The organism is Streptomyces sp. NPDC001663 (assembly GCF_042893105.1).
Taxonomy (GTDB): domain Bacteria; phylum Actinomycetota; class Actinomycetes; order Streptomycetales; family Streptomycetaceae; genus Streptomyces.
Genome location: NZ_JBIAUR010000005.1, coordinates 332,226 through 353,699 on the forward strand (window position 1 = coordinate 332,226; position 21,474 = coordinate 353,699).

Consider the following 21,474-nt stretch of genomic DNA (forward strand, 5'->3'; position numbering starts at 1 on the left):
ATTCCCGGACGGTGGACTTTCCACCCTGTCCGGCCGCCTCCGCCCGAGTGCCCGGTCAGCCGCCCGAGAGCACCCTGACCAGGTCCTCCGCCGTGCGGCAGCGGTCCAGGAGCTCCTTGACGTGATTTCGCGTTCCGCGAAGCGGTTCCAGGGTTGGGACGCGCTGGAGCGAGTCCCGGCCCGGGAGGTCGAAGATCACCGAGTCCCAGGAGGCCGCCGCGACGTCGTCCGCGTACTGCTCCAGACACCGTCCGCGGAAGTACGCGCGCGTGTCCTCCGGCGGCTTCGTACGGGCCCGCTCGACGTCGCTCTCGTCCAGCAGCCGCTTCATGCGGCCGCGGGCCGCCAGACGGTTGTAGAGGCCCTTCTCGGCCCGTACGTCGGCGTACTGGAGGTCGAGGAGGTGGAGCTTCGCGGCGTCCCAGTCGAGGCCGTCTCGGCGCCGGTAGCCCTCCATGAGCTCCCGCTTGGCGACCCAGTCCAGCTCGCCGGCCAGGCTCATCGGGTCGTTCTCCAGACGGTTGAGGGTGTCCTCCCAGCGGGTCAGGACGTCCTTGGTCTGCTCGTCCGCGTCCGCGCCGAAGCGCTCCTCCACGTATTTGCGCGACAGCTCGAAGTACTCCATCTGCAGCTGGACCGCGGTGAGTGTCCGGCCGCTGCGGAGGGTGACCAGACGCTTGAGCGTCGGGTCGTGGGAGACCTGGTGGAGGGTGCGGACGGGCTGGTCCACGGCCAGGTCGACGGCGATGAAACCGTCCTCGATCATGGACAGGACGAGCGCCGTCGTGCCCAGCTTGAGGTAGGTCGAGATCTCCGAGAGGTTCGCGTCGCCGATGATCACGTGCAGACGGCGGTACTTCTCGGCGTCCGCGTGCGGCTCGTCGCGGGTGTTGATGATCGGGCGCTTGAGGGTGGTCTCGAGGCCCACCTCGACCTCGAAGTAGTCGGCGCGCTGGCTGAGCTGGAAGCCGTGCTCGTGCCCGTCCTGGCCGATGCCGACGCGGCCCGCTCCGGCGAAGACCTGACGGGAGACGAAGAAGGGCGTGAGGTGGCGCACGATGTCCGAGAAGGGGGTCTCCCGCTTCATCAGGTAGTTCTCGTGCGTGCCGTAGGAGGCGCCCTTGTTGTCGGTGTTGTTCTTGTAGAGGTGGATCGGCTGGGCGCCGGGGAGCGCGGCCGCGCGCTCGGCGGCCTCCGCCATGATGCGCTCGCCGGCCTTGTCCCACAGGACGGCGTCGCGCGGGTTGGTGACCTCGGGAGCGCTGTACTCGGGGTGCGCGTGGTCGACGTACAGGCGCGCGCCATTGGTCAGGATCACGTTGGCGAGGCCGATGTCCTCGTCGGTGAGCTGGCTGGCGTCGGCGGCCTCGCGGGCGAGGTCGAAGCCTCGCGCGTCCCGCAGCGGGTTCTCCTCCTCGAAGTCCCAGCGGGCCCGGCGGGCCCGGTGCATCGCCGCCGCGTAGGCGTTGACGATCTGGGACGAGGTGAGCATGGCATTGGCGTTGGGGTGACCGGGGACGGAGATGCCGTACTCCGTCTCGATGCCCATTACTCGCCGTACGGTCATGCGGCCCTCCTTGCCCGGCGCTGCCCTCGGTCGGGGGCGGCGCTCAAGTACCGCTGGCGCTCCGGTGCGTGTGCGGTGCCCGTCCCCGCACTGCGCGACTCGGCGGTACCGAAGAGCCTAGAACGGCTTTGCGCTGGTGGGGAGATCATTTGCGTCATTGCCTTGCGCGCCCCTTGCTCCGGTTGTCGCCCGAAAAGCAGTCGGCTGCGGGTACCCGGTGAGGGCACCCGCAGCCGCCCTGTCTTTTACAGGTACTGACCGGTGTTCGCCACCGTGTCGATGGAGCGTCCGGTGTCGGCACCCTGCTTTCCGGTGATGAGCGTACGGATGTAGACGATCCGTTCGCCCTTCTTTCCGGAGATTCGGGCCCAGTCGTCCGGGTTGGTGGTGTTGGGCAGGTCCTCGTTCTCCTTGAACTCGTCCACGCATGCCTGGAGGAGGTGGGAGACCCGGAGGCCCTTGGCGTTGTGGTCGAGGAAGTCCTTGATCGCCATCTTCTTGGCGCGGCCGACGATGTTTTCGATCATGGCGCCGGAGTTGAAGTCCTTGAAGTAGAGGACTTCCTTGTCACCGTTGGCGTAGGTGACCTCCAGGAAGCGGTTCTCCTCGGATTCCGCGTACATGTGCTCGACGGCCGTCTGGATCATGCTCTCGACGGTGGTCGTCTTGTTGCCGCCGTGCTCGCCGACGTCGTCGGCGTGCAGCGGGAGGCGCTCGGTGAGGTACTTGCCGAAGATGTCCTTCGCGGCCTCGGCGTCGGGACGCTCGATCTTGATCTTCACGTCCAGGCGGCCGGGGCGCAGGATGGCGGGGTCGATCATGTCCTCGCGGTTGGAGGCACCGATCACGACCACGTTCTGCAGGCCCTCGACACCGTCGATCTCGGCGAGCAGCTGCGGGACGATGGTGTTCTCCACGTCCGAGCTGACACCGGAGCCACGGGTGCGGAAGAGGGACTCCATCTCGTCGAAGAAGACGATGACGGGCGTGCCCTCGCTCGCCTTCTCACGAGCACGCTGGAAGACGAGGCGGATCTGCCGCTCGGTCTCACCGACGTACTTGTTCAGCAGCTCGGGGCCCTTGATGTTGAGGAAGAAGCTCTTGCCGGCGGCCTGGCCGGTGACCTCGGCGACCTTCTTGGCCAGCGAGTTGGCGACGGCCTTGGCAATCAGCGTCTTGCCGCATCCGGGAGGTCCGTAGAGCAGGACGCCCTTGGGCGGGCGCAGTTCGTGCTCCTTGAACAGGTCCGGGTAGAGGTACGGCAGCTCGACCGCGTCGCGGATGGCCTCGATCTGGCCGCCCAGGCCGCCGATCTGCTCGTAACCGATATCGGGAACCTCTTCGAGGACGAGCTCCTCGACCTCGCTCTTGGGAACGATCTCGTAGACATAGCCGGAACGGGGTTCGAGCAGCAGGGCGTCACCGGGGCGGATGTTGACGTCCAGCAGCGGCTCGGCGAGCCGTACCACCCGCTCCTCATCGGTGTGCCCGAGCACCAGGGCGCGCTCGCCGTCCTCGAGGATCTCCTTGAGGGTGACGATGTCCCCGACGCGCTCGTACTCCATGGCCTCGACCACGTTGAGCGCTTCGTTGAGCATCACTTCCTGGCCGCGCCGGAGCTCTTCGAGATCGACGCTCGGGCTGACGTTCACCCGGAGCTTGCGGCCCCCGGTGAAGATGTCGGCCGTGCCGTCCTCGTTCGCCGTCAGGAAGACTCCGAAGCCGGCCGGCGGCTGCGCGAGCCGGTCGACCTCCTCCTTGAGGGCCACGATCTGGTCGCGGGCCTCACGGAGCGTGTTCGCGAGTCGCTCGTTCTGGGCGGACACGCCGGCCAGGTTGGTCTGCAGCTCGACGATCCGCTCTTCGAGAATCCTCGTGTGTCGCGGAGAGTCGGCGAGCTTGCGTCGCAGGACGGCGATCTCCTGCTCAAGGTAGGCAATCTGCCCGGCCGGGTCGTCGGACCCTCGTCCCGGGCGGATGCCGCGGTTCATGTCGTCGTCGTGGGCTGCCACGGTCCTCACCTCCTCCAAGGGGAGCTGGACGCTTCCAGACCCTACCTGGGTGGGTGTCGATTGAAACCCCTAGATCACAAAGACTGTCGAGGTGTGTCCGATCTTCACCCTTGCGCTCTCCCTCACGCCAGGGGAATACCCACCGAACATGATTGGGAAGCCGCCGGAGGTAGGGTCGAAGTGTTCAACACCCGTCAGAGCTGGCCGGATTCCCGCCCGCTCGACATGTAATCGGCAGGAGACATGACCGTGCAGCAGGAGGCCGTGGCCGAGGGCGAGGAGCTGGAGGTCTGGATCGACCAGGACCTGTGTACCGGCGACGGCATCTGCGCCCAGTACGCGCCCGAGGTGTTCGAGTTGGACATCGACGGACTCGCCTACGTGAAGAGCGCGGACGATGAGCTGCTGCAGGCCCCGGGCGCCACAACGCCCGTACCGCTGCCGCTTCTCACGGATGTGGTGGACTCGGCGAAGGAGTGCCCGGGCGACTGCATCCACGTACGACGAGTTTCGGACAGGGTCGAGGTCTACGGCCCCGACGCCGAGTGACCTGAAGGGCACGTTCCGTCACCGGTGTCGGATTTCTCACACACGCCGGTTGCGCGGCTCAGACACTGTGGGCGCCGGCGGGTGTCGAGCGCATGAACGCGCCATTCTTCCACTGCCACTTGGCACTGTGCGTCACATCCGGGCAGCAGCGCGGTACGTCGCTCGACGAGTAGCCGAGCACGGTGGCCACGACTGCTCCGTCGCGCACGGCGAAGTCACTCACCGTGTCGTCGTCCTTCGGGTCGAGCAGGGTCGCCACCACGCGCGGCTTGTCGCTGTGCGCCGCGCGCGTGAGGACGTACACGCCGTCGGGCGGGGTGCCCATGGGGGCGTCGCAGTGCACCACGGCAACGGTCTCCGGGTTGCCGTCGCCGTCGAGGTCCCCGGTGGCCTTCTTCTGTACGACCGCCTTCACCGGACCGCAGGTGATCGGGAAGTCGACGCCCGCGGTGCCGGGCGCGGGGGCCGCGTGGGCGGCCTTGGTGTGCGGGCCTGCCGCCTGGGCCGCCGTCGCGGAGTTGGGCTGCAGGAGCGAGGAGAGTGCCATCACGCCCGAGACGGCCGTGGCGGTGGCGACCCAGTGGATCGGTCGGGTGTGCGTGTGTGCCAGTTCCGGAACGGCGGATTGCTGCACTAGGAGTGTCTCCTGTGAGGGCTGTGCCGGTGGGGGTGGCCTGCATCGTGCCACACGTCACAGTGCGGGGGAACGGCGGGGTGTTCGGTTGCTCGACAACGCCTCGCCGGGATTGTTCGTTTTGTGGCGCTGTGTCAACAGAAGGGCGCTGCGGCCGAGTTCGGGATGGTATCCGGGAACTCGGCGGCAGCGCCCATTCGTTGGATGCGGCACGGACCGCCCTAGCGGCCGGTGCCTCCGTCGGCGTTGGGGCCGGCGTAGTCCTCGCCGTAGGCGCCCTTGGCCGGGCGGCGGCGGCGCATGGGGGGCTCGACGCCGTCGGCGAGGCGGCGGGCGGTGAGGAGGAAGCCGGTGTGGCCGATCATGCGGTGGTCCGGGCGGACGGCCAGGCCCTCGATGTGCCAGTTGCGGATCATCGTCTCCCAGGCGGTCGGCTCGTTGAAGGAGCCGATCTCGCGGATGGACTCGACGGTCCTCGCGAGCTGGGTGGTGGTCGCGACGTAGCAGCACAGGATGCCGCCGGGGACGAGCGCCTTGGAGACGGCCTCCAGGCACTCCCAGGGGGCGAGCATGTCGAGGATGACGCGGTCGACGTCGGTGTCGCTCAGGTTGTCCTGGAGGTCGCCGACAGTCAGCTGCCAGGCGGGGTGCGGGCCGCCGAAGTAGCGCTCCACGTTCTGCTGGGCGATCTCGGCGAAGTCCTCGCGGCGCTCGTAGCTGTGCAGCATGCCCTGGTCGCCGATGGCGCGCAGCAGGAAGCTGCTGAGCGAGCCCGAGCCGACGCCGGCCTCGACGACGCGGGCGCCGGGGAAGATGTCGGCGAAGGCGAGGATCTGCCCGGCGTCCTTGGGGTAGACGACGGCAGCCCCGCGGGGCATGGACAGGACATAGTCGGGGAGCAGGGGGCGCAGCGCGAGGTAGGCGACGTTCCCGGTGGTGCGGACAACGCTGCCCTCGGGAGCGCCGATCAGTTCGTCGTGCGGGAAGGAACCCTTGTGGGTGTGGAAGTTCTTCCCGGCCTCGAGCGTGAACGTGTAGTGGCGGCCCTTGGGGTCGGTCAGCTGAACCTGGTCCCCGACCTTGAAGGGCCCGCGCCTGCGGGCGGCACCGGTCGGTTCGGACATGTGAACAGCCTACCGGGGTTTGTGGAGGCCGCCGACCACCGGGAAAGCCGAGCACCGCATCGGGAGAGCGGGTGGCTCAGCTAGGCCTGGCCATGGCCTTCACGAAGGCGCGTTCCACGTCCGCCGCGGACAGCACGCCGTAGATCTCGCCGGTCTCCTCGACGACCAGGTACTCGGTGGCCGGGGTGGCCCGCAGGACGTCGAGGAGGTCCTCCCCCGCCAGTTCCGCCGAGACGCGCATGCCGTCCGTGAGGTCCTGGGCGAGACCGCTGACGGGCACCCAGGGGCGGCGGTGTTCCGGTACGCCGACGATGGCGGCCTCGCGCACGAGGGAGAGCGGGTTGCCCTCGGCGTCGACCACGACGAGGGCGCGGGCACCGGCGGCGTTGGCACGGCGCAGGGCCTCGGAGAGCGGGGTGTCCGTCTCGACGGGGACGGCCCGGCGGGTGAGGTTGCGGGCGCGCAGCTCGGGGAGGTGTTCGCGCAGCCGGGCCATGCGCAGGCTGTTGCCGGCGCCGGTCCAGATGATCGCGGCGAGGATCGCGGCGAGCAGGGCGTCGGTGACGGTGTCCATGCCGACGCTGTCCTCGGCGGTGGAGCCGAGGGCGCCGGACTGGGTGAGCAGCGGGAGGCCGATCAGGACGGAGACGGCGAGGGCGCGGCCGACCCAGGCGGCGGCGATGGTGCCGCTCATCGGCTTGCCGGTGATCTTCCAGACGACGGCGCGGAGCATGCGGCCGCCGTCGAGGGGCAGGCCGGGCAGGAGGTTGAAGGCGGCCACGATCAGGTTGGAGACCATCAGGCCGGCCAGCAGGACGCCGGGGACGGTGCCGGGCTCGACGGGCTGCAGGGCGACGTAGAAGAGGCCTGCGAGGACGAGGGAGAGGAGGGGGCCGACGAAGGCCAGGACGAATTCGCGGCCGGGGGTCTCGGCCTCCTTCTCGATCTCGGAGACGCCGCCGAAGAACTGGAGCTGGATGCGGCGGACCGGGAGCTTGAAGCGCAGGGCGGCGACCGTGTGGGCCAGTTCGTGGACGAGGACGGAGGCGTAGAAGGCGACCGCGAAGAAGAGGGAGACGAGGTAGCGGGCCGCGCCGAGTTCGGGCAGGACGCGGTCGAGCTGGCCGCCGAACACCCAGGTGATCAGGGCGGCGACGAGGAACCAGCTGGGCGCGACGTACACGGGCACGCCGAAGGGGCGGCCCATGAGGAGACCGCCGCGGGGGGATTCGGGGCGCTGGGGCGGGGTGGTCCTGGCGGTGCCGGAGTGGGCGAGGGTGCGGTGGTCGCCGTGGCCGGAGGCGTGGGGCGCGGCGTGGTCGCCGTCGTGGAAGGGGCGGTCGTCCGCGGAGCTCTGGTCCGGGCGGCTGTCCGCGGGGTTCGCCTCCGGGTCGGCGCCGTGGGACGGGTCCGGCCTGGTGCCGTTGCTCTTCGTGGGCTCGCTGCCGTGTTCCCCCTCGGCGGCCTGTGTGGGCTGTTCGCCGGCCGGGGTGGGGGTGGGGGCGGCCGGGTCCGTGGCCCCTGCGTGGTGCTCGGCCGGCTCGTCGGTGCCGGACCGCGGCTGCCCGCTCCCGCCGCTCTCGTCCACGATGTCCCCTCGTTCGAAGCGTCTTCCGCGCCTGCCGGGCGGAAGGGTCTGGGGTCGATGGTATGCGGCCGTCGCGGCGCGTTCCGCCCCGGCACCCCCTGTGTTTTCCCAGCCGTCGCACCCGTCACGGCCGGGGGTGGGTCACTGTCAGTGGCGGGCCGTAAGGTCTGGGGTCATGGAGACGAGCACGGAGGGCGCGGCGGAGGCCGCCGGGAGCGGTACGTCACAGGCGGATCCGCCCGTGACGGAGGAACAGGCGCCGGCGGCACCGGCGGTCGACACGGCGGACACGCCCCCGCCGGTCGCCATAGCGCCCGCCAGTCTGTCGCCCTCGCGTGCCAGTGACTTCATGCAGTGCCCGCTGCTCTACCGGTTCCGGGTCATCGACCGGCTGCCCGAGAAGCCGAGCGAGGCGGCCACCCGCGGCACGCTGGTGCACGCGGTCCTGGAGCGGCTCTTCGACGCCCCGGCCGCGGAGCGGACGGCGCCGCGCGCCAAGTCGCTGATCCCCGGCCAGTGGGACCGGCTGCGGGAAAGCAGGCCCGAGGTCGTGGAGCTGTTCGAGGACGATCCCGAGGGCGAGCGGCTCGCGCGGTGGCTGGGCGAGGCCGAGCAGCTCGTGGAGCGCTGGTTCACGCTGGAGGACCCGACCCGGCTGGAGCCCGCCGAGCGGGAGTTGTGGGTCGAGGCCGAGCTGGACTCGGGGCTGACGCTGCGCGGGATCATCGACCGGGTCGACGTGGCGCCCACGGGCGAGGTGCGGATCGTCGACTACAAGACGGGCAAGGCGCCCCGGCCCGAGTACGCCGAGGGTGCGCTGTTCCAGATGAAGTTCTACGCCCTGGTGGTGTGGCGTCTGAAGAAGATCGTCCCGCGTCGGCTGCAGCTCGTGTATCTGGGCAGCGGGGACGTCCTGACGTACGACCCCGTCCTCGCCGACCTCGAGCGTGTCGAGCGCAAGCTGCTCGCGCTGTGGGAGGCGATCAGGCAGGCGACGGAGTCGGGCGACTGGCGGCCGCGGCCCACCAAGCTGTGCGGCTGGTGCGACCACCAGGCGCACTGCCCGGAGTTCGGGGGCACTCCCCCGCCCTATCCGCTGCCGGTGAGGGCGGTCGGGTCCGGTGACGTCCCGCAGGGCAGAATGGGGCCGGACTAGCGAAGGAGACTTACGTGGCCATCCGCGTCCTACTGGTCGACGACCAGCCGCTGCTGCGTACCGGCTTCCGGATGATCCTGGAGGCCGAGCAGGACATCGCGGTCGTCGGCGAGGCCGGAGACGGCCTCCAAGCGCTCGACCAGGTGCGGGCGCTGCAGCCCGACGTGGTCCTGATGGACATCCGCATGCCGCGGATGGACGGAGTGGAGGCGACCCGGCAGATCACCGGGCCCGGGCGGGACGGCCCGGCGAAGGTGCTGGTGCTGACCACCTTCGACCTCGACGAGTACGTGGTCGAGGCCCTGCGGGCGGGTGCCAGCGGCTTCCTGCTGAAGGACGCGCCGGCCAACGAGCTGGTGCAGGCGATCCGGGTGGTGGCGGCCGGCGAGGCGATGCTCGCACCGAGCATCACCCGGCGGCTGCTCGACAAGTACGCCGGTCATCTGCCCTCCGGTGACGAGCCGGTCCCGGACACGCTGCACACGCTGACCGAGCGCGAGGTCGAGGTGCTGAAGCTGGTGGCGCGCGGATTGTCGAACGCCGAGATCGCCGCCGACCTGTTCGTCAGCGAGACCACGGTCAAGACGCATGTCGGGCACGTCCTCACCAAGCTGGGGCTGCGCGACCGGGTGCAGGCCGCGGTGTATGCGTACGAGAGCGGGCTGGTGCGGCCCGGCGCGCAGTAGCGGCAGTCGTCGTACGACACGAAGGGCGCCCTCCTCCGCGGGAGGGCGCCCTTCTGTGTACGTACCGCTGTTGCTCAGTCCTTGCTGAGTTCCCAGAAGCGGAAGACCGTCGAGGCGTCGAGGCAGTACTCGAGGCCGTAGACGCCCTCGCGGGTGACCGCGTACTGCTTGGCCTGCCAGACCGGGAGGACGGGCAGCTGGTCGGCGACGATGTCCTGGAGGCGGCCGTAGTCGCTGTCGGTCGCGGCGCGGTCGCTCTCGGCGGCGGTGCGCGGGATGAGGGTGCTGGTGATGGTGTTGTTGTTGTAGTTGTTGCTCAGCACATTGCCCTTGCCGAAGAAGGGGGCCGTGAAGTTGTCGGCGTCCGGGTAGTCCGGCACCCAGCCCTTCACGTACACGCCGTACTTGCCCTTGGCGATGTCCTTCTCGTACTGGTCGAAGGCGACGGACTTCACGTCGGCGTCGAACAGGCCGCTGGCGTTGAGCTGCTTGGCGATCGCCTTCAACTCCTCGTCGGTGGCCGGGCCGTAGCGCGACGGGGTGGACCACAGGGTCAGCTTGACCTTGCCGGAGATGCCCTCGGCCTTCAGGGCGGCGGCGGCCTTGGCCGGCGAGGGGCTGGCGCCGTAGGTGTCGAAGAAGGCCGTGTTGTGGCCCGCGATGCCCGCCGGGATGATCGAGTACAGCGGGGTGGCGGTGCCCTGGTAGACGTCCTTGATCAGGGCGTCGCGGTCGATGAGGTAGGCGATGGCCTTGCGCACGCCGAGCTTTCCGGTCACCGGGTCGTCCATGTTGAAGACCAGGTGCTGGACCTCGGCGCTGCTGCCCTCGACGACCTCCACCTTGGAGCTGTTGTCGGCGTTCTGGATGTCGGCGATGTCCTTCGCGGTCAGACCGCGGTAGGCGATGTCGATCTTGTCGTCCAGCAGGGCCTTCTTCAGGGCGGACTGGCGCCCGTGGAAGAACTCGAGCTTCACGCCGGAGTTCTTCACCTCGGCGTTGCCCTTGTAGTTGCCGTTGACGGAGAAGGCGGCCTCGTCCTCGCCGAAGGAGTCCAGCTTGTACGGGCCGGAGCCGACCGCCTTGCCGTCCTTGCGCAGCTTGTTCCCGTCGTACTGGGTGTGGTCGACGATGGAGCCCGCACCCGAGGCGATCTTGCTCGGGAAGGTGGCGTCGGGCACCTTCAGCCGGAAGACGACCGTCTTCTCGTCCGGCGTCTCCACCTTGTCGAGCATGGGGAACATGATCGCCGGGCCGGCCGCGTCGTTGATCTTCAGCATGCGGTCGAAGGAGAACTTGACGTCCTCGGAGGTGAGCGAGTCACCGTTGCTGAACTTGAGGCCGTCCTTGAGCGTGCACTTGTAGACCTTGGTCGTCGTGTCGGTGAAGCCGCACGACTGGGCGGCGTCCGGCTCGGGCTCGGTGCCTCCGTTGGGGAAGCTGAGCAGCGACTGGAAGACGTTGTTGAACAGCAGCCAGGAGCCGGGGTCGTAACCGGAGGCGGGGTCGGTGGCCAGGACGTCGTCCGACATCCCCATCACCACGGATGAACCGGTCCCCCCGGAGTCACCGCCGTCCGTTCCACAGCCGGTCAAAAGGCCGGAGGCCAGCCCCGCCACTACGGGCAGGACCGGCCACTGGTTACGCAAGTTCACTGCAGGTGCCTTCTCGTCGGTTACGGGACCCCGGGGCCACCGTCCCTGGGCCCCGGGCACGAACAGAGATCAGCCGCTCACGCCACGGCCGAGCTCCCAGAGCTGAAGGGTCGAGGAGGAGTTGAGCGCGTACGCGGTCCCCGTGACGTCGTCGCGGGCGGCGACGTACTGCTTGCCCTGCCACAGCGGCAGGATCGGGACGTCGTCGGCGACGATGTCCTGGATCTCGGTGAGGTTGTCGGAGGCGGCGATGCGGTCCGCCTCACGGCGGGACGCCGGGATCAGAGTGTTGATGATCTTGCTGTTGCGGTAGGGCGACTTGAGGAAGTTGTCCTTGTCGAGGAACGGCGCGAGGTAGTTGTCGGCGTCCGGGAAGTCCGGGAACCAGCCCATGCCCCACACGTCGTACTGGCCCTTGCGCTCGGCCGGGACGAACTTCGACCAGAGCGAGCCCTGGATGGTGACGTCGAACAGGCCGCTGCCGTTGAGCTGCTTCTGAAGGATCTCGAATTCCTTCTTGGTGCCCGAGCCGTAGTGGTCGGTCGTGTAGTGCAGCGTCAGCTTGACCGGCGTGGTGATGTTCGCGGCGGTCAGCAGGGCCTTGGCCTTGGCGGTGCTCGGGTCGCCGTACTTGTTGAAGAACGAGTTCGAGTGGCCGGTGATGCTCGCCGGGACCAGCGAGTAGAGCGGCTCGGCCTGGGTGCCGTACACCTTGGAGACGATCTCGCCGCGGTTGATCAGCTGGGCCATCGCCTGGCGGACCGCCTTGGACTTCACGCTCGGGGCGTCGGTGTTGAAGGCGAGGTAGCGGATCTCGAGGCCGGCCATCTCGACCAGGTCGGCGTTGGTGTCCGCGCCGCTGTCCAGCTTCTTGATCTGCTCCGGCGACATCGTGCGGGTCATGACGTCGATGTCACCCTTGTCGAGCGCCTTGCCCATCGCGTCGGCGTCCGCGTAGGAGATCATGTCGACCTTGGAGTTGTTCACCGTCAGCGTCCCCTTGTAGTTGGGGTTCTTGGTGAACGTGGCCTTGACGACCTCGTCGTTCTTGACCTCGGTCGACAGGGTGTACGGGCCGGAGCCGTCGACGTCGAAGCCGTCGCGCAGCTTGTTCTTCGGGTAGTCGTCGGGGTTGACGATGCCCGCGACCGGAGTCGACAGCTTGTACGGGAAGGTGGCGTCCGCGGTCTTGAGGTGGAAGATGACCTCGTTGTCACCCTGCGTCTCGACGGTGTCGATGGTGTTCAGCAGGGCGGAGACTTCGGAGTCGGCCTTGATGGCGCGGGCGCGGTCGATGGAGTACTTCACATCGGCCGCGGTGATCTTGTCGCCGTTGGCGAACTCCAGGCCGTCGCGCAGCTTGCAGGCGTAGCGCTCGTTGCCCGAGTCGGTGAAACCGCAGCTCTGTGCGGCCTCGGGCACCGGGTCGCCCTCGCCCTTCGGCTGGATCATCAGGGTCTGCACGGTCTGGCGCAGGATGTTCCAGGTGCCGACGTCGTACGCGTACGCCGGGTCCAGCGGCGCGGGAGCGTCCTTCGTGGCGGTGAACGAGTCCGTGGTGCCGACGGCGATCTCGGCGGATCCGCCACTGCCGCTGTCGGAGCCCCCACAGGCGGCGAGCACGGGTGCGAGCAGGCCGACGACGGCCGGCAGCACCAAAGTCTTGCGGTTCATGCTCGTGTTTCTCCAGAGCTGTACTAGTCCGTGTATCCGGCATGCAGGGGTGTCGCGGCGGATCACGGGGGTAGAGGCGTTGGTTCTCGCGACGAGATTAGTCCGCACCAGCACGAGGGCTCGCGGCCACCGGAGTTGAGAACCCATCACGCAGCGAAACCGGGTGCGGACAGACCGAAAACCCGACAGCGGAAGGATTAGTGCAGCCTTCCACCAATCGGGACACAAGGGCAGGCCACAGAACCCCGAAAGGGGGTGAAGAGCATACGTTGCCCGACCTGTCGACCCCCGCGTCAGTGGGGAACCTCACATTCCCAACGGTCGGGAACAGTACCGGAATTCGGCCATCCGGCGCGCTTCGAATTCTTTCGCACACCGGTGCCGGGAATTCCTGTCTATCAGCCTTGCACGCTGGGTGAACGCCCGGCGCATTTCCGTCATCGAACAGCGATCAGTTGGCGATCAGAAAGTGATCAGGCGGCGATCAGTCCGCGCAGAAATGCCAGGTCGACCTCTTCGAGGGAGCCCACGACGGTGCGCCGGACGGCGGGGGCGATGGGGGCCACCGAGGGCACCACGACGACATGGCAGCCCGCGGCCTCGGCCGCCGCGACGCCGGTCGCGGTGTCCTCGACGACCGCACATCTGGCCGGATCCACACCGAGCCCGGCGGCCGCGAACAGATACGGGTCGGGGTGCGGCTTGGTGCGCGGCACCTCGTCGCCGGCGACCGACAGGGCGAAGTGCTGGGGGCCCAGCGAGGTCAGCACCCGGTCGATGATGCGCCGGTGGGAGGCGGAGACCAGGGCGGTGGGGATCTCGTACTCGGTGAGCTCGGCGAGCAGCCGCGCGGCACCCGGCATCAGCGGCAGGGCGCGGTCGATGCGGTCCTCGAACCCCTGGTTGAGCAGCACCGTGAGCTCGGCGAGGGCGATGTCGGCGCCGGTGGCCTCGATCAGGAATCCCGCGCTGCGGGTCATGGGACCGCCGACCACGACATGGCGCCAGGTGTCGTCGAGGGTGTGGCCGAGGGCGGCGAAGATCTCGACCTCGACGTCCCACCAGAAGCCCTCGGTGTCCACCAGGGTTCCGTCCATGTCGAGGAGCACGGCCTGCAGGGCTGAGCCTTCGGCCGTACGGGTTCCGAGCGCGGGGACCGTACTGGTCATCCGGGCGCACCTCCTTGAGGGGCGAGCAGGCCGGTTCCCGCTGGGGGAACCGGCCTGCAGTGGACCGACCAGTGTACGTCGCCCGCGACCGAAGCGCCTCGTTTATTCGGCGTGGTCCGGGGCACACCGTGTATACCGCCGGGGGACGCTGTGAGCTGCGCTTTCTTTCCGTCCCGGGCGCCGCTTCGGTGCGTCCCGGGCGGCGCCTGCGGCCGCCCGGGGGACCCTTCTCAGCGGGCGTTGAAGTACTTCGCCTCCGGGTGGTGGATCACGATCGCGTCCGTGGACTGCTCGGGGTGCAGCTGGAACTCCTCGGAGAGGTGGACGCCGATGCGCTCGGGCTGGAGCAGGTCGGCGATCTTGGCACGGTCCTCCAGGTTCGGGCAGGCGCCGTAGCCGAGGGAGAAGCGGGCGCCCCGGTACTTCAGGGCGAACATGTCCTCCATCTCGCTCGGGTCCTCACCGGCGAAGCCCAGCTCCGAACGCACCCGCGCGTGCCAGTACTCGGCGAGCGCCTCGGCCAACTGGACGGACAGGCCGTGCAGTTCGAGGTAGTCGCGGTAGGCGTTGGCCTCGAACATGCGGGCCGTCTCCTCACCGATCCGCGAGCCGACGGTGACGACCTGCAGGCCGACGACATCGGTCTCCCCCGACTCCTGCGGGCGGAAGAAGTCCGCGAGGCACAGCCGGCGGCCGCGGCGCTGGCGCGGGAAGGTGAAGCGGGTGCGCTCGTTGCCGTGCTCGTCCAGGATGATCAGGTCGTCGTCCTTGGAGACGCACGGGAAGTAGCCGTAGACGACGGCCGCTTCGAGGAGGCTCTCGGTCTGCAGCCGGTCCAGCAGACCGCGCAGCCGCGGCCGGCCCTCGGTGTCCACGAGTTCCTCGTACGACGGTCCCTCGCCGGTGCGGGCCTGCTTGAGCCCCCACTGGCCCTTGAACAGCGCGCCCTCGTCCAGCCAGCTCGCGTACTCCTTGAGCTGGATGCCCTTGATGACGCGGGTGTCCCAGAACGGTGGGGCGGGGATGCGGTTGTCGGTGGCGACGTCGGAGCGGACGTGGCCCTCTTCGGGGCGCTCCTCCTCGACCTGTACGGCACCTGCGCGCACCCGGCGCTGCTTGAGCTCGGGCAGCTTCGCCCCGGGCACGCCGCGCTTGACGCCGATCAGCGCGTCCATCAGGCGCAGGCCCTCGAACGCGTCGCGGGCGTACCGGACTTCGCCCCCGTACAGCTCGTGCAGGTCCTGCTCGACGTACGCGCGCGTGAGGGCCGCGCCGCCGAGGATGACCGGGAACCTGGCCGCCAGTCCACGCTGGTTGAGCTCCTCCAGGTTCTCCTTCATGATCACGGTGGACTTGACCAGGAGCCCGGACATGCCGATGACGTCGGCGCGGTGCTCCTCGGCGGCGTCCAGGATCGCGGAGACCGGCTGCTTGATGCCGAGGTTGACGACGTTGTAGCCGTTGTTGGACAGGATGATGTCGACGAGGTTCTTGCCGATGTCGTGCACGTCGCCGCGCACGGTCGCCAGCACGATGGTGCCCTTGCCCTCGGCGTCGGACTTCTCCATGTGCGGTTCGAGGTGGGCGACGGCGGCCTTCATGACCTCGGCGGACTGGAGCACGAACGGCAGCTGCATCTGGCCGGAGCCGAACAGCTCGCCGACGACCTTCATGCCGTCCAGGAGCGTCTCGTTGACGATGTCGAGGGCCGGGCGCTCCTGCAGGGCGGCGTCCAGGTCCTGTTCCAGGCCGTTGCGTTCGCCGTCGATGATGCGGCGCTTGAGGCGCTCCTCCAGCGGGAGGGCGGCCAACTCCTCGGCCTTGCCCGCCTTCAGGGACTTGGCAGTGGCGCCCTCGAAGAGCTGCATGAGCTTCTGCAGCGGGTCGTAGCCCTCGGCGCGGCGGTCGTGGATCAGGTCGAGGGCCGTCTGCACCTCCTCCTCGCTGAACCGGGCGATGGGCAGGATCTTCGACGCGTGGACGATCGCCGAGTCCAGGCCCGCCTTCACGCACTCGTCGAGGAAGACCGAGTTGAGCAGGATGCGGGCGGCCGGGTTGAGGCCGAAGGAGATGTTGGAGAGGCCGAGCGTGGTCTGCACGTCCGGGTGGCGGCGCTTGAGCTCGCGGATCGCCTCGATCGTCGCGATGCCGTCCTTGCGCGACTCCTCCTGACCGGTACAGATGGTGAAGGTCAGGGTGTCGATGAGGATGTCGGACTCGTGGATGCCCCAGTTGCCGGTGAGGTCGTCGATGAGCCGTTCGGCGATCTCGACCTTCTTCTCCGGGGTGCGGGCCTGGCCCTCCTCGTCGATGGTCAGCGCGATGAGCGCGGCGCCGTGCTCCTGGGCGAGCGCGGTGACCTTCGCGAAGCGGGACTCGGGGCCGTCGCCGTCCTCGTAGTTGACGGAGTTGATGACCGCACGGCCGCCGAGCTTCTCCAGGCCGGCCCGGAGGACGTCGACTTCGGTGGAGTCGAGCACGATCGGCAGGGTGGAGGCGGTGGCGAAGCGGCCGGCCAGCTCCTCCATGTCGGCGACGCCGTCGCGGCCGACGTAGTCCACGCAGAGGTCCAGCATGTGGGCGCCCTCGCGGATCTGCTCACGGGCCATCTCCACGCAGTCGTCCCAGCGGGCCTCCAGCATGGCCTCGCGGAACTTCTTCGAGCCGTTGGCGTTGGTGCGCTCGCCGATGGCCAGGTACGAGGTGTCCTGGCGGAACGGCACGGTCTGGTAGAGGGAGGCGGCGCCGGGCTCGGGCTGCGGCCGACGCTCGGTCGGGGCGAGCTCGCGGACGCGCTCGACGACCTGGCGCAGGTGCTCGGGGGTGGTGCCGCAGCAGCCGCCGATGAGGGAGAGGCCGTATTCGCGGACGAAGGTCTCCTGCGCGTCGGCGAGCTCCGGCGCGGTCAGCGGGTAGTGGGCGCCGTCCTTGCCGAGGACCGGCAGGCCCGCGTTCGGCATGCAGGACAGCTGGATGCGCGAGTGGCGGGCCAGATAGCGCAGGTGCTCGCTCATCTCGGCGGGGCCGGTCGCGCAGTTCAGGCCGATCATGTCGATGCCGAGCGGCTCCAGCGCGGTCAGCGCGGCACCGATCTCGGAGCCGAGCAGCATGGTGCCGGTGGTCTCCACCGTGACCGAGACGATCAGCGGGACCTCGTAGCCGGCGGTCTCCATCGCCCGGCGGGCGGCGATGACCGAGGCCTTGGTCTGCAGCAGGTCCTGGGTGGTCTCCACGAGGAGCGCGTCGGCGCCGCCGGCGAGGAGGCCCTCGGCGTTCTGCTGGTACGCGTCGCGGATGGCGTGGAAGGTGGTGTGGCCGAGGGTGGGCAGCTTGGTGCCCGGGCCCATCGAGCCCAGCACCCAGCGCTGACGGCCGTCGCGCGCGCCGAACTCGTCCGCCGTCTCGCGGGCGATACGGGCGCCGGCCTCGGACAGCTCGGCGACGCGCTCGGGGATGTCGTACTCGCCGAGGGCGGTGAGGTTGGCGCCGAAGGTGTTGGTCTCGACGCAGTCGACACCTGCGTCGAAGTAGGCGGAGTGCACCGAGCGGACGATGTCCGGGCGGGTCAGATTGAGGACCTCGTTGCAGCCTTCCAGCTGCTGGAAGTCCTCCAGTGTGGGGTCCTGCGCCTGGAGCATGGTCCCCATCGCTCCGTCGGCGACCACCACACGGGTGGCGAGCGCCTCGCGGAGCGCGGACGCACGGGTCCGGCTGTCGGCGGAAGGGGTCAGTGGCGACGAGGCCATGAAAGGGCTCCCTTTAGGTGCGACGGCTGTCGGCTTTGCGCGGTCCACGGGACTCTCCGCGGTGGGCGCACCCCGTCAGGGTAACCGGGCTCGGCCGGGTTGGTCAGGCGCGTCCACGGGGCGGACGAGGGTGACGGGCAGGTCACTCCCGGGATACCAGTGACACAACAGAACCCGACCGATGCGGACGACCATTAGCGGGAGGTCGGCATCGACCGGTAGTGTTCGACATTGCCGAACGGCGGCAACGGCGGTGTAATGACGAGGTTTCGTCGACGGTCGAGGGGACGGAGGCAGTACGGCGATGGCACGGAACATCCAGTCGCTCGAGCGGGCGGCCGCGATGCTGCGGCTGCTCGCGGGCGGCGAGCGACGGCTCGGCCTCTCGGACATCGCCTCTTCGCTGGGCCTCGCCAAGGGCACCGCCCACGGCATTCTGCGCACCCTCCAGCAGGAGGGTTTCGTCGAACAGGACGACGCCTCCGGGCGCTATCAACTGGGCGCCGAGCTGCTGCGCCTGGGCACCACCTATCTCGACGTGCACGAGCTGCGGGCGCGCGCCCTGGTGTGGACGGACGACCTGGCCCGGTCCAGCGGCGAGAGCGTGTACCTCGGTGTCCTGCACCAGCAGGGCGTACTGATCGTGCACCACGTCTTCCGGCCCGACGACAGCCGGCAGGTGCTGGAGATAGGGGCCATGCAGCCCCTGCACTCCACGGCCCTGGGCAAGGTCCTGTCGGCGTACGACCCCGTGGCGCACAGCGAGGCGATCGAGGCCGACCGCAAGCCCTTCACCGACCGCACCGTGTGCGAGCTGGGGGACTTCGAGCACATCCTCGACATGTCACGCGCGCGTGGCTACGCCGCCGACGTCGAGGAGACCTGGGAGGGCGTCGCCTCCGTCGCCGCGCCGATCCACGACCGGCGGCGGATGCCGGTGGGCGCGGTGGGCATCACCGGCGCCGTGGAACGGCTGTGCCGGGACGGGGAGCTGCGGCCCGAGCTGATCGCGGCGGTGCGGGACTGCGCCCGTGCGGTGTCGCGGGATCTGGGCGGCGGGCGCTTCTGAGGGACGCCTTGCGGGACGCATGGGGAGGCCGGAACGTCGGGTGACGTTCCGGCCTCAGTCGTAACGTGACAAACCCGCCGAAAGCCCTTGCAGGCACGGACGGTGCTTGTTACTCGTCCGTACGCAGCTGACCTGCAAGATCGACAGCTCACAGCAATCAATAACGATCCCGTTTTCGGCAACAGAACCCTTGACGCGCACGTAACGCCACGGCAAGACTCCCGTCCATCGGTCGGCATTGTCGAACACCTACCGGCAATACGCGCTAGAGTGTGACAACGCCAAGGGCCGGCCATCGCTCTCACCCCCGAGGGCAGCTCGAACCTCCGGAGGGACCCGGGGTTCGGTCCCCTGGACGAAGGACAAAGGAGTCGCGGGTGTCCAGCTCCGACATCTTCATCGGCGAGACCATCGGTACCGCCATACTCATCCTGCTCGGCGGTGGCGTCTGCGCCGCCGTGACGCTGAAGGCCTCCAAGGCACGCAACGCCGGCTGGCTCGCCATCACCTTCGGGTGGGGCTTCGCCGTACTCACGGCGGTCTACACCTCGGCACCGCTCTCCGGTGCCCACCTCAACCCGGCCGTGACGCTCGCACTCGCGCTCAAGAAGGACGGCATCGACTGGAGCGACGTCCCGATCTACTGGGGCGGGCAGCTGCTCGGCGCCATGATCGGTGCGGCCCTGGTCTGGGTCGCCTACTACGGCCAGTTCCACGCGCACCTCACCGACAAGGAGATCGTCGGCGGTCCGGGTGCGCAGGCCACGAAGGTCAAGGCCGTCGAGGCGCAGGAGAAGGGCGCCGGCCCGGTCCTGGGCATCTTCTCCACCGGCCCCGAGGTCCGGGTCGCCTGGCAGAACGTCGCCACGGAGGTCATCGGCACCATCGTGCTGGTGCTCGCCGTCCTCACGCAGGGTCTCAACGACAGCGGCAAGGGCCTGGGCGTCCTGGGCGCCCTGATCACCTCGCTCGTCGTCGTCTCCATCGGTCTGTCCCTCGGCGGTCCGACCGGTTACGCGATCAACCCGGCCCGTGACCTCGGTCCGCGTGTCGTGCACGCCCTCCTGCCCCTGCCCAACAAGGGCGGCTCCGACTGGGGCTACGCCTGGGTCCCGGTCGTCGGTCCCCTGATCGGCGCCGCGCTCGCTGCAGGCATCTACAACGTCGCTTTTGCTTAAGAGCACCAGCTTTCACCGCACTTAAACAGCACCGCGCCGTACAGACAGCCCTCCCTCCAAGGAACTTCAGGAGCACACAGTGACCGACGCGCACACCGCCGGCCCCTTCATCGCCGCCATCGACCAGGGCACCACCTCCAGCCGCTGCATCGTGTTCGACCGGGACGGCCGTATCGTCTCCGTCGACCAGAAGGAGCACGAGCAGATCTTCCCGAAGCCGGGCTGGGTCGAGCACAACGCCAACGAGATCTGGACCAACGTCCAGGAGGTCGTCGCCGGGGCCATCCAGAAGGCCGGCATCACGCGTGACGACATCAAGGCCATCGGCATCACCAACCAGCGCGAGACCACGCTGCTCTGGGACAAGAACACCGGTGAGCCCGTCCACAACGCCATCGTCTGGCAGGACACCCGCACCGACGCGCTCTGCAAGGAGCTCGGCCGCAACGTCGGCCAGGACCGCTTCCGCCGTGAGACCGGCCTTCCGCTGGCCTCCTACTTCGCCGGCCCCAAGGCCCGCTGGCTGCTCGACAACGTCGAGGGCCTGCGCGAGCGCGCCGAGGCGGGCGACATCCTCTTCGGCACCATGGACACCTGGGTCATCTGGAACCTGACCGGTGGTGTCGACGGCGGCAAGCACTACACCGACGTCACCAACGCCTCCCGCACCATGCTGATGAACCTGCACACGCTGGAGTGGGACGAGAAGATCGCCGAGTCCATCGGCGTCCCGCTGGCGATGCTCCCCGAGATCCGCTCCTCCGCCGAGGTCTACGGCGAGGTCACCGGCGGCAAGCTGGGCGACCTGCTCGGCGGCATCCCGGTCGCCTCCGCGCTCGGCGACCAGCAGGCGGCCCTGTTCGGCCAGACCTGTTTCGCCGAGGGCGAGGCCAAGTCGACGTACGGCACGGGCACCTTCATGCTGCTGAACACCGGCGAGAAGATCATCAACTCGTACTCCGGCCTGCTGACCACGGTCGGCTACCGCATCGGTGACGACAAGCCGGTCTACGCCCTCGAGGGCTCGATCGCCGTCACCGGTTCGCTGGTGCAGTGGATGCGCGACCAGATGGGCCTGATCTCCACCGCCGCCGAGATCGAGACGCTCGCGCTCTCGGTCGAGGACAACGGCGGCGCCTACTTCGTGCCGGCCTTCTCCGGTCTGTTCGCCCCGTACTGGCGCTCCGACGCCCGCGGTGTGATCGCCGGCCTGACCCGGTACGTCACCAAGGCGCACCTCGCGCGCGCCGTCCTGGAGGCCACCGCCTGGCAGACCCGTGAGATCACGGACGCCATGACCAAGGACTCGGGCGTCGAGCTCGCGGCCCTCAAGGTCGACGGCGGCATGACCTCCAACAACCTGCTGATGCAGACCCTCTCGGACTTCCTGGACGCCCCCGTGGTGCGCCCGATGGTCGCCGAGACCACCTGCCTCGGCGCCGCCTACGCCGCCGGTCTCGCCGTCGGCTTCTGGACCAGCACCGACGACCTGCGCGCCAACTGGCGGCGGGCCGCCGAGTGGACCCCCCGCATGGACGCGGACGCCCGCGACCGTGAGTACAAGAGCTGGCTCAAGGCCGTCGAGCGGACGATGGGCTGGCTCGAGGACGAAGAGAGCTGACGAGAGCCACTCGACGGCTCTGCACGCTCTGATGAGGAGTAAGAAC

General features: G+C 69.0%; 15 protein-coding genes. 6 read left to right on the forward strand and 9 right to left on the reverse strand.

The features are described 5' to 3' along the window. Positions 1–55: 55 nt before the first annotated feature. Positions 56–1,567 carry a depupylase/deamidase Dop gene (dop, locus tag ACFY1L_RS18495; RefSeq protein ID WP_388824717.1) on the reverse strand — a complete coding sequence of 504 codons (1,512 nt, stop codon included), beginning with the start codon at positions 1,565–1,567 and terminating at the stop codon, positions 56–58. Between the two features lie 245 nt (positions 1,568–1,812). Beyond that, complete coding sequence (gene arc, locus ACFY1L_RS18500; protein ID WP_388824720.1) at positions 1,813–3,579, reverse strand: proteasome ATPase; 1,767 nt, start codon at positions 3,577–3,579, stop codon at positions 1,813–1,815. A gap of 243 nt (positions 3,580–3,822) precedes the next feature. On the opposite strand from arc, the gene ACFY1L_RS18505 reads away from it, so the two are divergent. Further along, a complete protein-coding gene (locus ACFY1L_RS18505) occupies positions 3,823–4,128 on the forward strand; it encodes a ferredoxin (protein WP_388824723.1) in 306 nt (101 codons plus the stop codon). A 58-nt stretch (positions 4,129–4,186) separates the two neighbouring features. Here ACFY1L_RS18505 and ACFY1L_RS18510 read toward each other — a convergent pair whose 3' ends face one another. From ACFY1L_RS18510 to ACFY1L_RS18520, 3 genes are all read right to left on the reverse strand, one after another. Then, a complete protein-coding gene (locus ACFY1L_RS18510; protein ID WP_388824726.1) occupies positions 4,187–4,762 on the reverse strand; it encodes a hypothetical protein in 576 nt (191 codons plus the stop codon). Between the two features lie 221 nt (positions 4,763–4,983). After that, positions 4,984–5,886 carry a tRNA (adenine-N1)-methyltransferase gene (locus ACFY1L_RS18515; RefSeq protein WP_079663364.1) on the reverse strand — a complete coding sequence of 301 codons (903 nt, stop codon included), beginning with the start codon at positions 5,884–5,886 and terminating at the stop codon, positions 4,984–4,986. Positions 5,887–5,962: 76 nt separating this feature from the next. Then, entirely contained in the window at positions 5,963–7,474 is a 1,512-nt protein-coding gene (locus ACFY1L_RS18520) for a site-2 protease family protein (protein WP_388824730.1), read from the reverse strand. 175 nt (positions 7,475–7,649) lie between these two features. On the opposite strand from ACFY1L_RS18520, the gene ACFY1L_RS18525 reads away from it, so the two are divergent. Further along, positions 7,650–8,630: a RecB family exonuclease gene (locus ACFY1L_RS18525; RefSeq protein WP_388824732.1), complete on the forward strand. Its 981-nt coding sequence runs from the start codon at positions 7,650–7,652 to the stop codon at positions 8,628–8,630. A 14-nt stretch (positions 8,631–8,644) separates the two neighbouring features. Further along, complete coding sequence (locus ACFY1L_RS18530) at positions 8,645–9,316, forward strand: response regulator transcription factor (protein ID WP_016639462.1); 672 nt, start codon at positions 8,645–8,647, stop codon at positions 9,314–9,316. A gap of 74 nt (positions 9,317–9,390) precedes the next feature. Here the strand turns inward: ACFY1L_RS18530 and ACFY1L_RS18535 are convergent, their stop codons facing one another. The 4 genes from ACFY1L_RS18535 to metH all read right to left on the reverse strand — a co-directional run bounded on the left by ACFY1L_RS18535 (position 9,391) and on the right by metH (position 17,560). Beyond that, the gene (locus ACFY1L_RS18535; RefSeq protein ID WP_388824735.1) at positions 9,391–10,971 is read right to left on the reverse strand and encodes an ABC transporter substrate-binding protein; all 1,581 of its coding nucleotides are present in this window, start codon (positions 10,969–10,971) and stop codon (positions 9,391–9,393) included. 69 nt (positions 10,972–11,040) lie between these two features. Continuing rightward, the gene (locus tag ACFY1L_RS18540; RefSeq protein WP_388824738.1) at positions 11,041–12,645 is read right to left on the reverse strand and encodes an ABC transporter substrate-binding protein; all 1,605 of its coding nucleotides are present in this window, start codon (positions 12,643–12,645) and stop codon (positions 11,041–11,043) included. A gap of 473 nt (positions 12,646–13,118) precedes the next feature. Continuing rightward, positions 13,119–13,814 (reverse strand): HAD family hydrolase, encoded by a 696-nt coding sequence (locus ACFY1L_RS18545; protein WP_388824741.1) that lies wholly within the window; start codon positions 13,812–13,814, stop codon positions 13,119–13,121. Positions 13,815–14,044: 230 nt separating this feature from the next. After that, on the reverse strand, positions 14,045–17,560 hold the full coding sequence (gene metH / locus ACFY1L_RS18550; RefSeq protein ID WP_388824744.1) for a methionine synthase: 3,516 nt from the start codon (positions 17,558–17,560) through the stop codon (positions 14,045–14,047). A 304-nt stretch (positions 17,561–17,864) separates the two neighbouring features. Here metH and ACFY1L_RS18555 point away from each other — a divergent pair, with 304 nt between their 5' ends. From ACFY1L_RS18555 to glpK, 3 genes are all read left to right on the forward strand, one after another. Beyond that, a complete protein-coding gene (locus ACFY1L_RS18555; RefSeq protein ID WP_388824747.1) occupies positions 17,865–18,629 on the forward strand; it encodes an IclR family transcriptional regulator in 765 nt (254 codons plus the stop codon). 377 nt (positions 18,630–19,006) lie between these two features. Continuing rightward, positions 19,007–19,807, forward strand: a complete 801-nt coding sequence (locus ACFY1L_RS18560) for an MIP/aquaporin family protein (protein WP_388824750.1) — start codon at positions 19,007–19,009, stop codon at positions 19,805–19,807. A 79-nt stretch (positions 19,808–19,886) separates the two neighbouring features. Next, positions 19,887–21,428, forward strand: a complete 1,542-nt coding sequence (gene glpK, locus ACFY1L_RS18565) for a glycerol kinase GlpK (RefSeq protein ID WP_388824753.1) — start codon at positions 19,887–19,889, stop codon at positions 21,426–21,428. The last annotated feature ends 46 nt before the right edge of the window (positions 21,429–21,474 follow it).

Excerpts from the sequence above, each read along its gene's own strand:
- dop (WP_388824717.1), bottom strand. The coding sequence starts at position 1,567 with ATGACCGTACGGCGAGTAATGGGCATCGAGACGGAGTACGGCATCTCC.
- ACFY1L_RS18505 (WP_388824723.1), top strand. The coding sequence starts at position 3,823 with ATGACCGTGCAGCAGGAGGCCGTGGCCGAGGGCGAGGAGCTGGAGGTC.
- ACFY1L_RS18515 (WP_079663364.1), bottom strand. The coding sequence starts at position 5,886 with ATGTCCGAACCGACCGGTGCCGCCCGCAGGCGCGGGCCCTTCAAGGTC.
- ACFY1L_RS18525 (WP_388824732.1), top strand. The coding sequence starts at position 7,650 with ATGGAGACGAGCACGGAGGGCGCGGCGGAGGCCGCCGGGAGCGGTACG.
- ACFY1L_RS18540 (WP_388824738.1), bottom strand. The coding sequence starts at position 12,645 with ATGAACCGCAAGACTTTGGTGCTGCCGGCCGTCGTCGGCCTGCTCGCA.
- ACFY1L_RS18545 (WP_388824741.1), bottom strand. The coding sequence starts at position 13,814 with ATGACCAGTACGGTCCCCGCGCTCGGAACCCGTACGGCCGAAGGCTCA.
- metH (WP_388824744.1), bottom strand. The coding sequence starts at position 17,560 with ATGGCCTCGTCGCCACTGACCCCTTCCGCCGACAGCCGGACCCGTGCG.
- ACFY1L_RS18555 (WP_388824747.1), top strand. The coding sequence starts at position 17,865 with ATGGCACGGAACATCCAGTCGCTCGAGCGGGCGGCCGCGATGCTGCGG.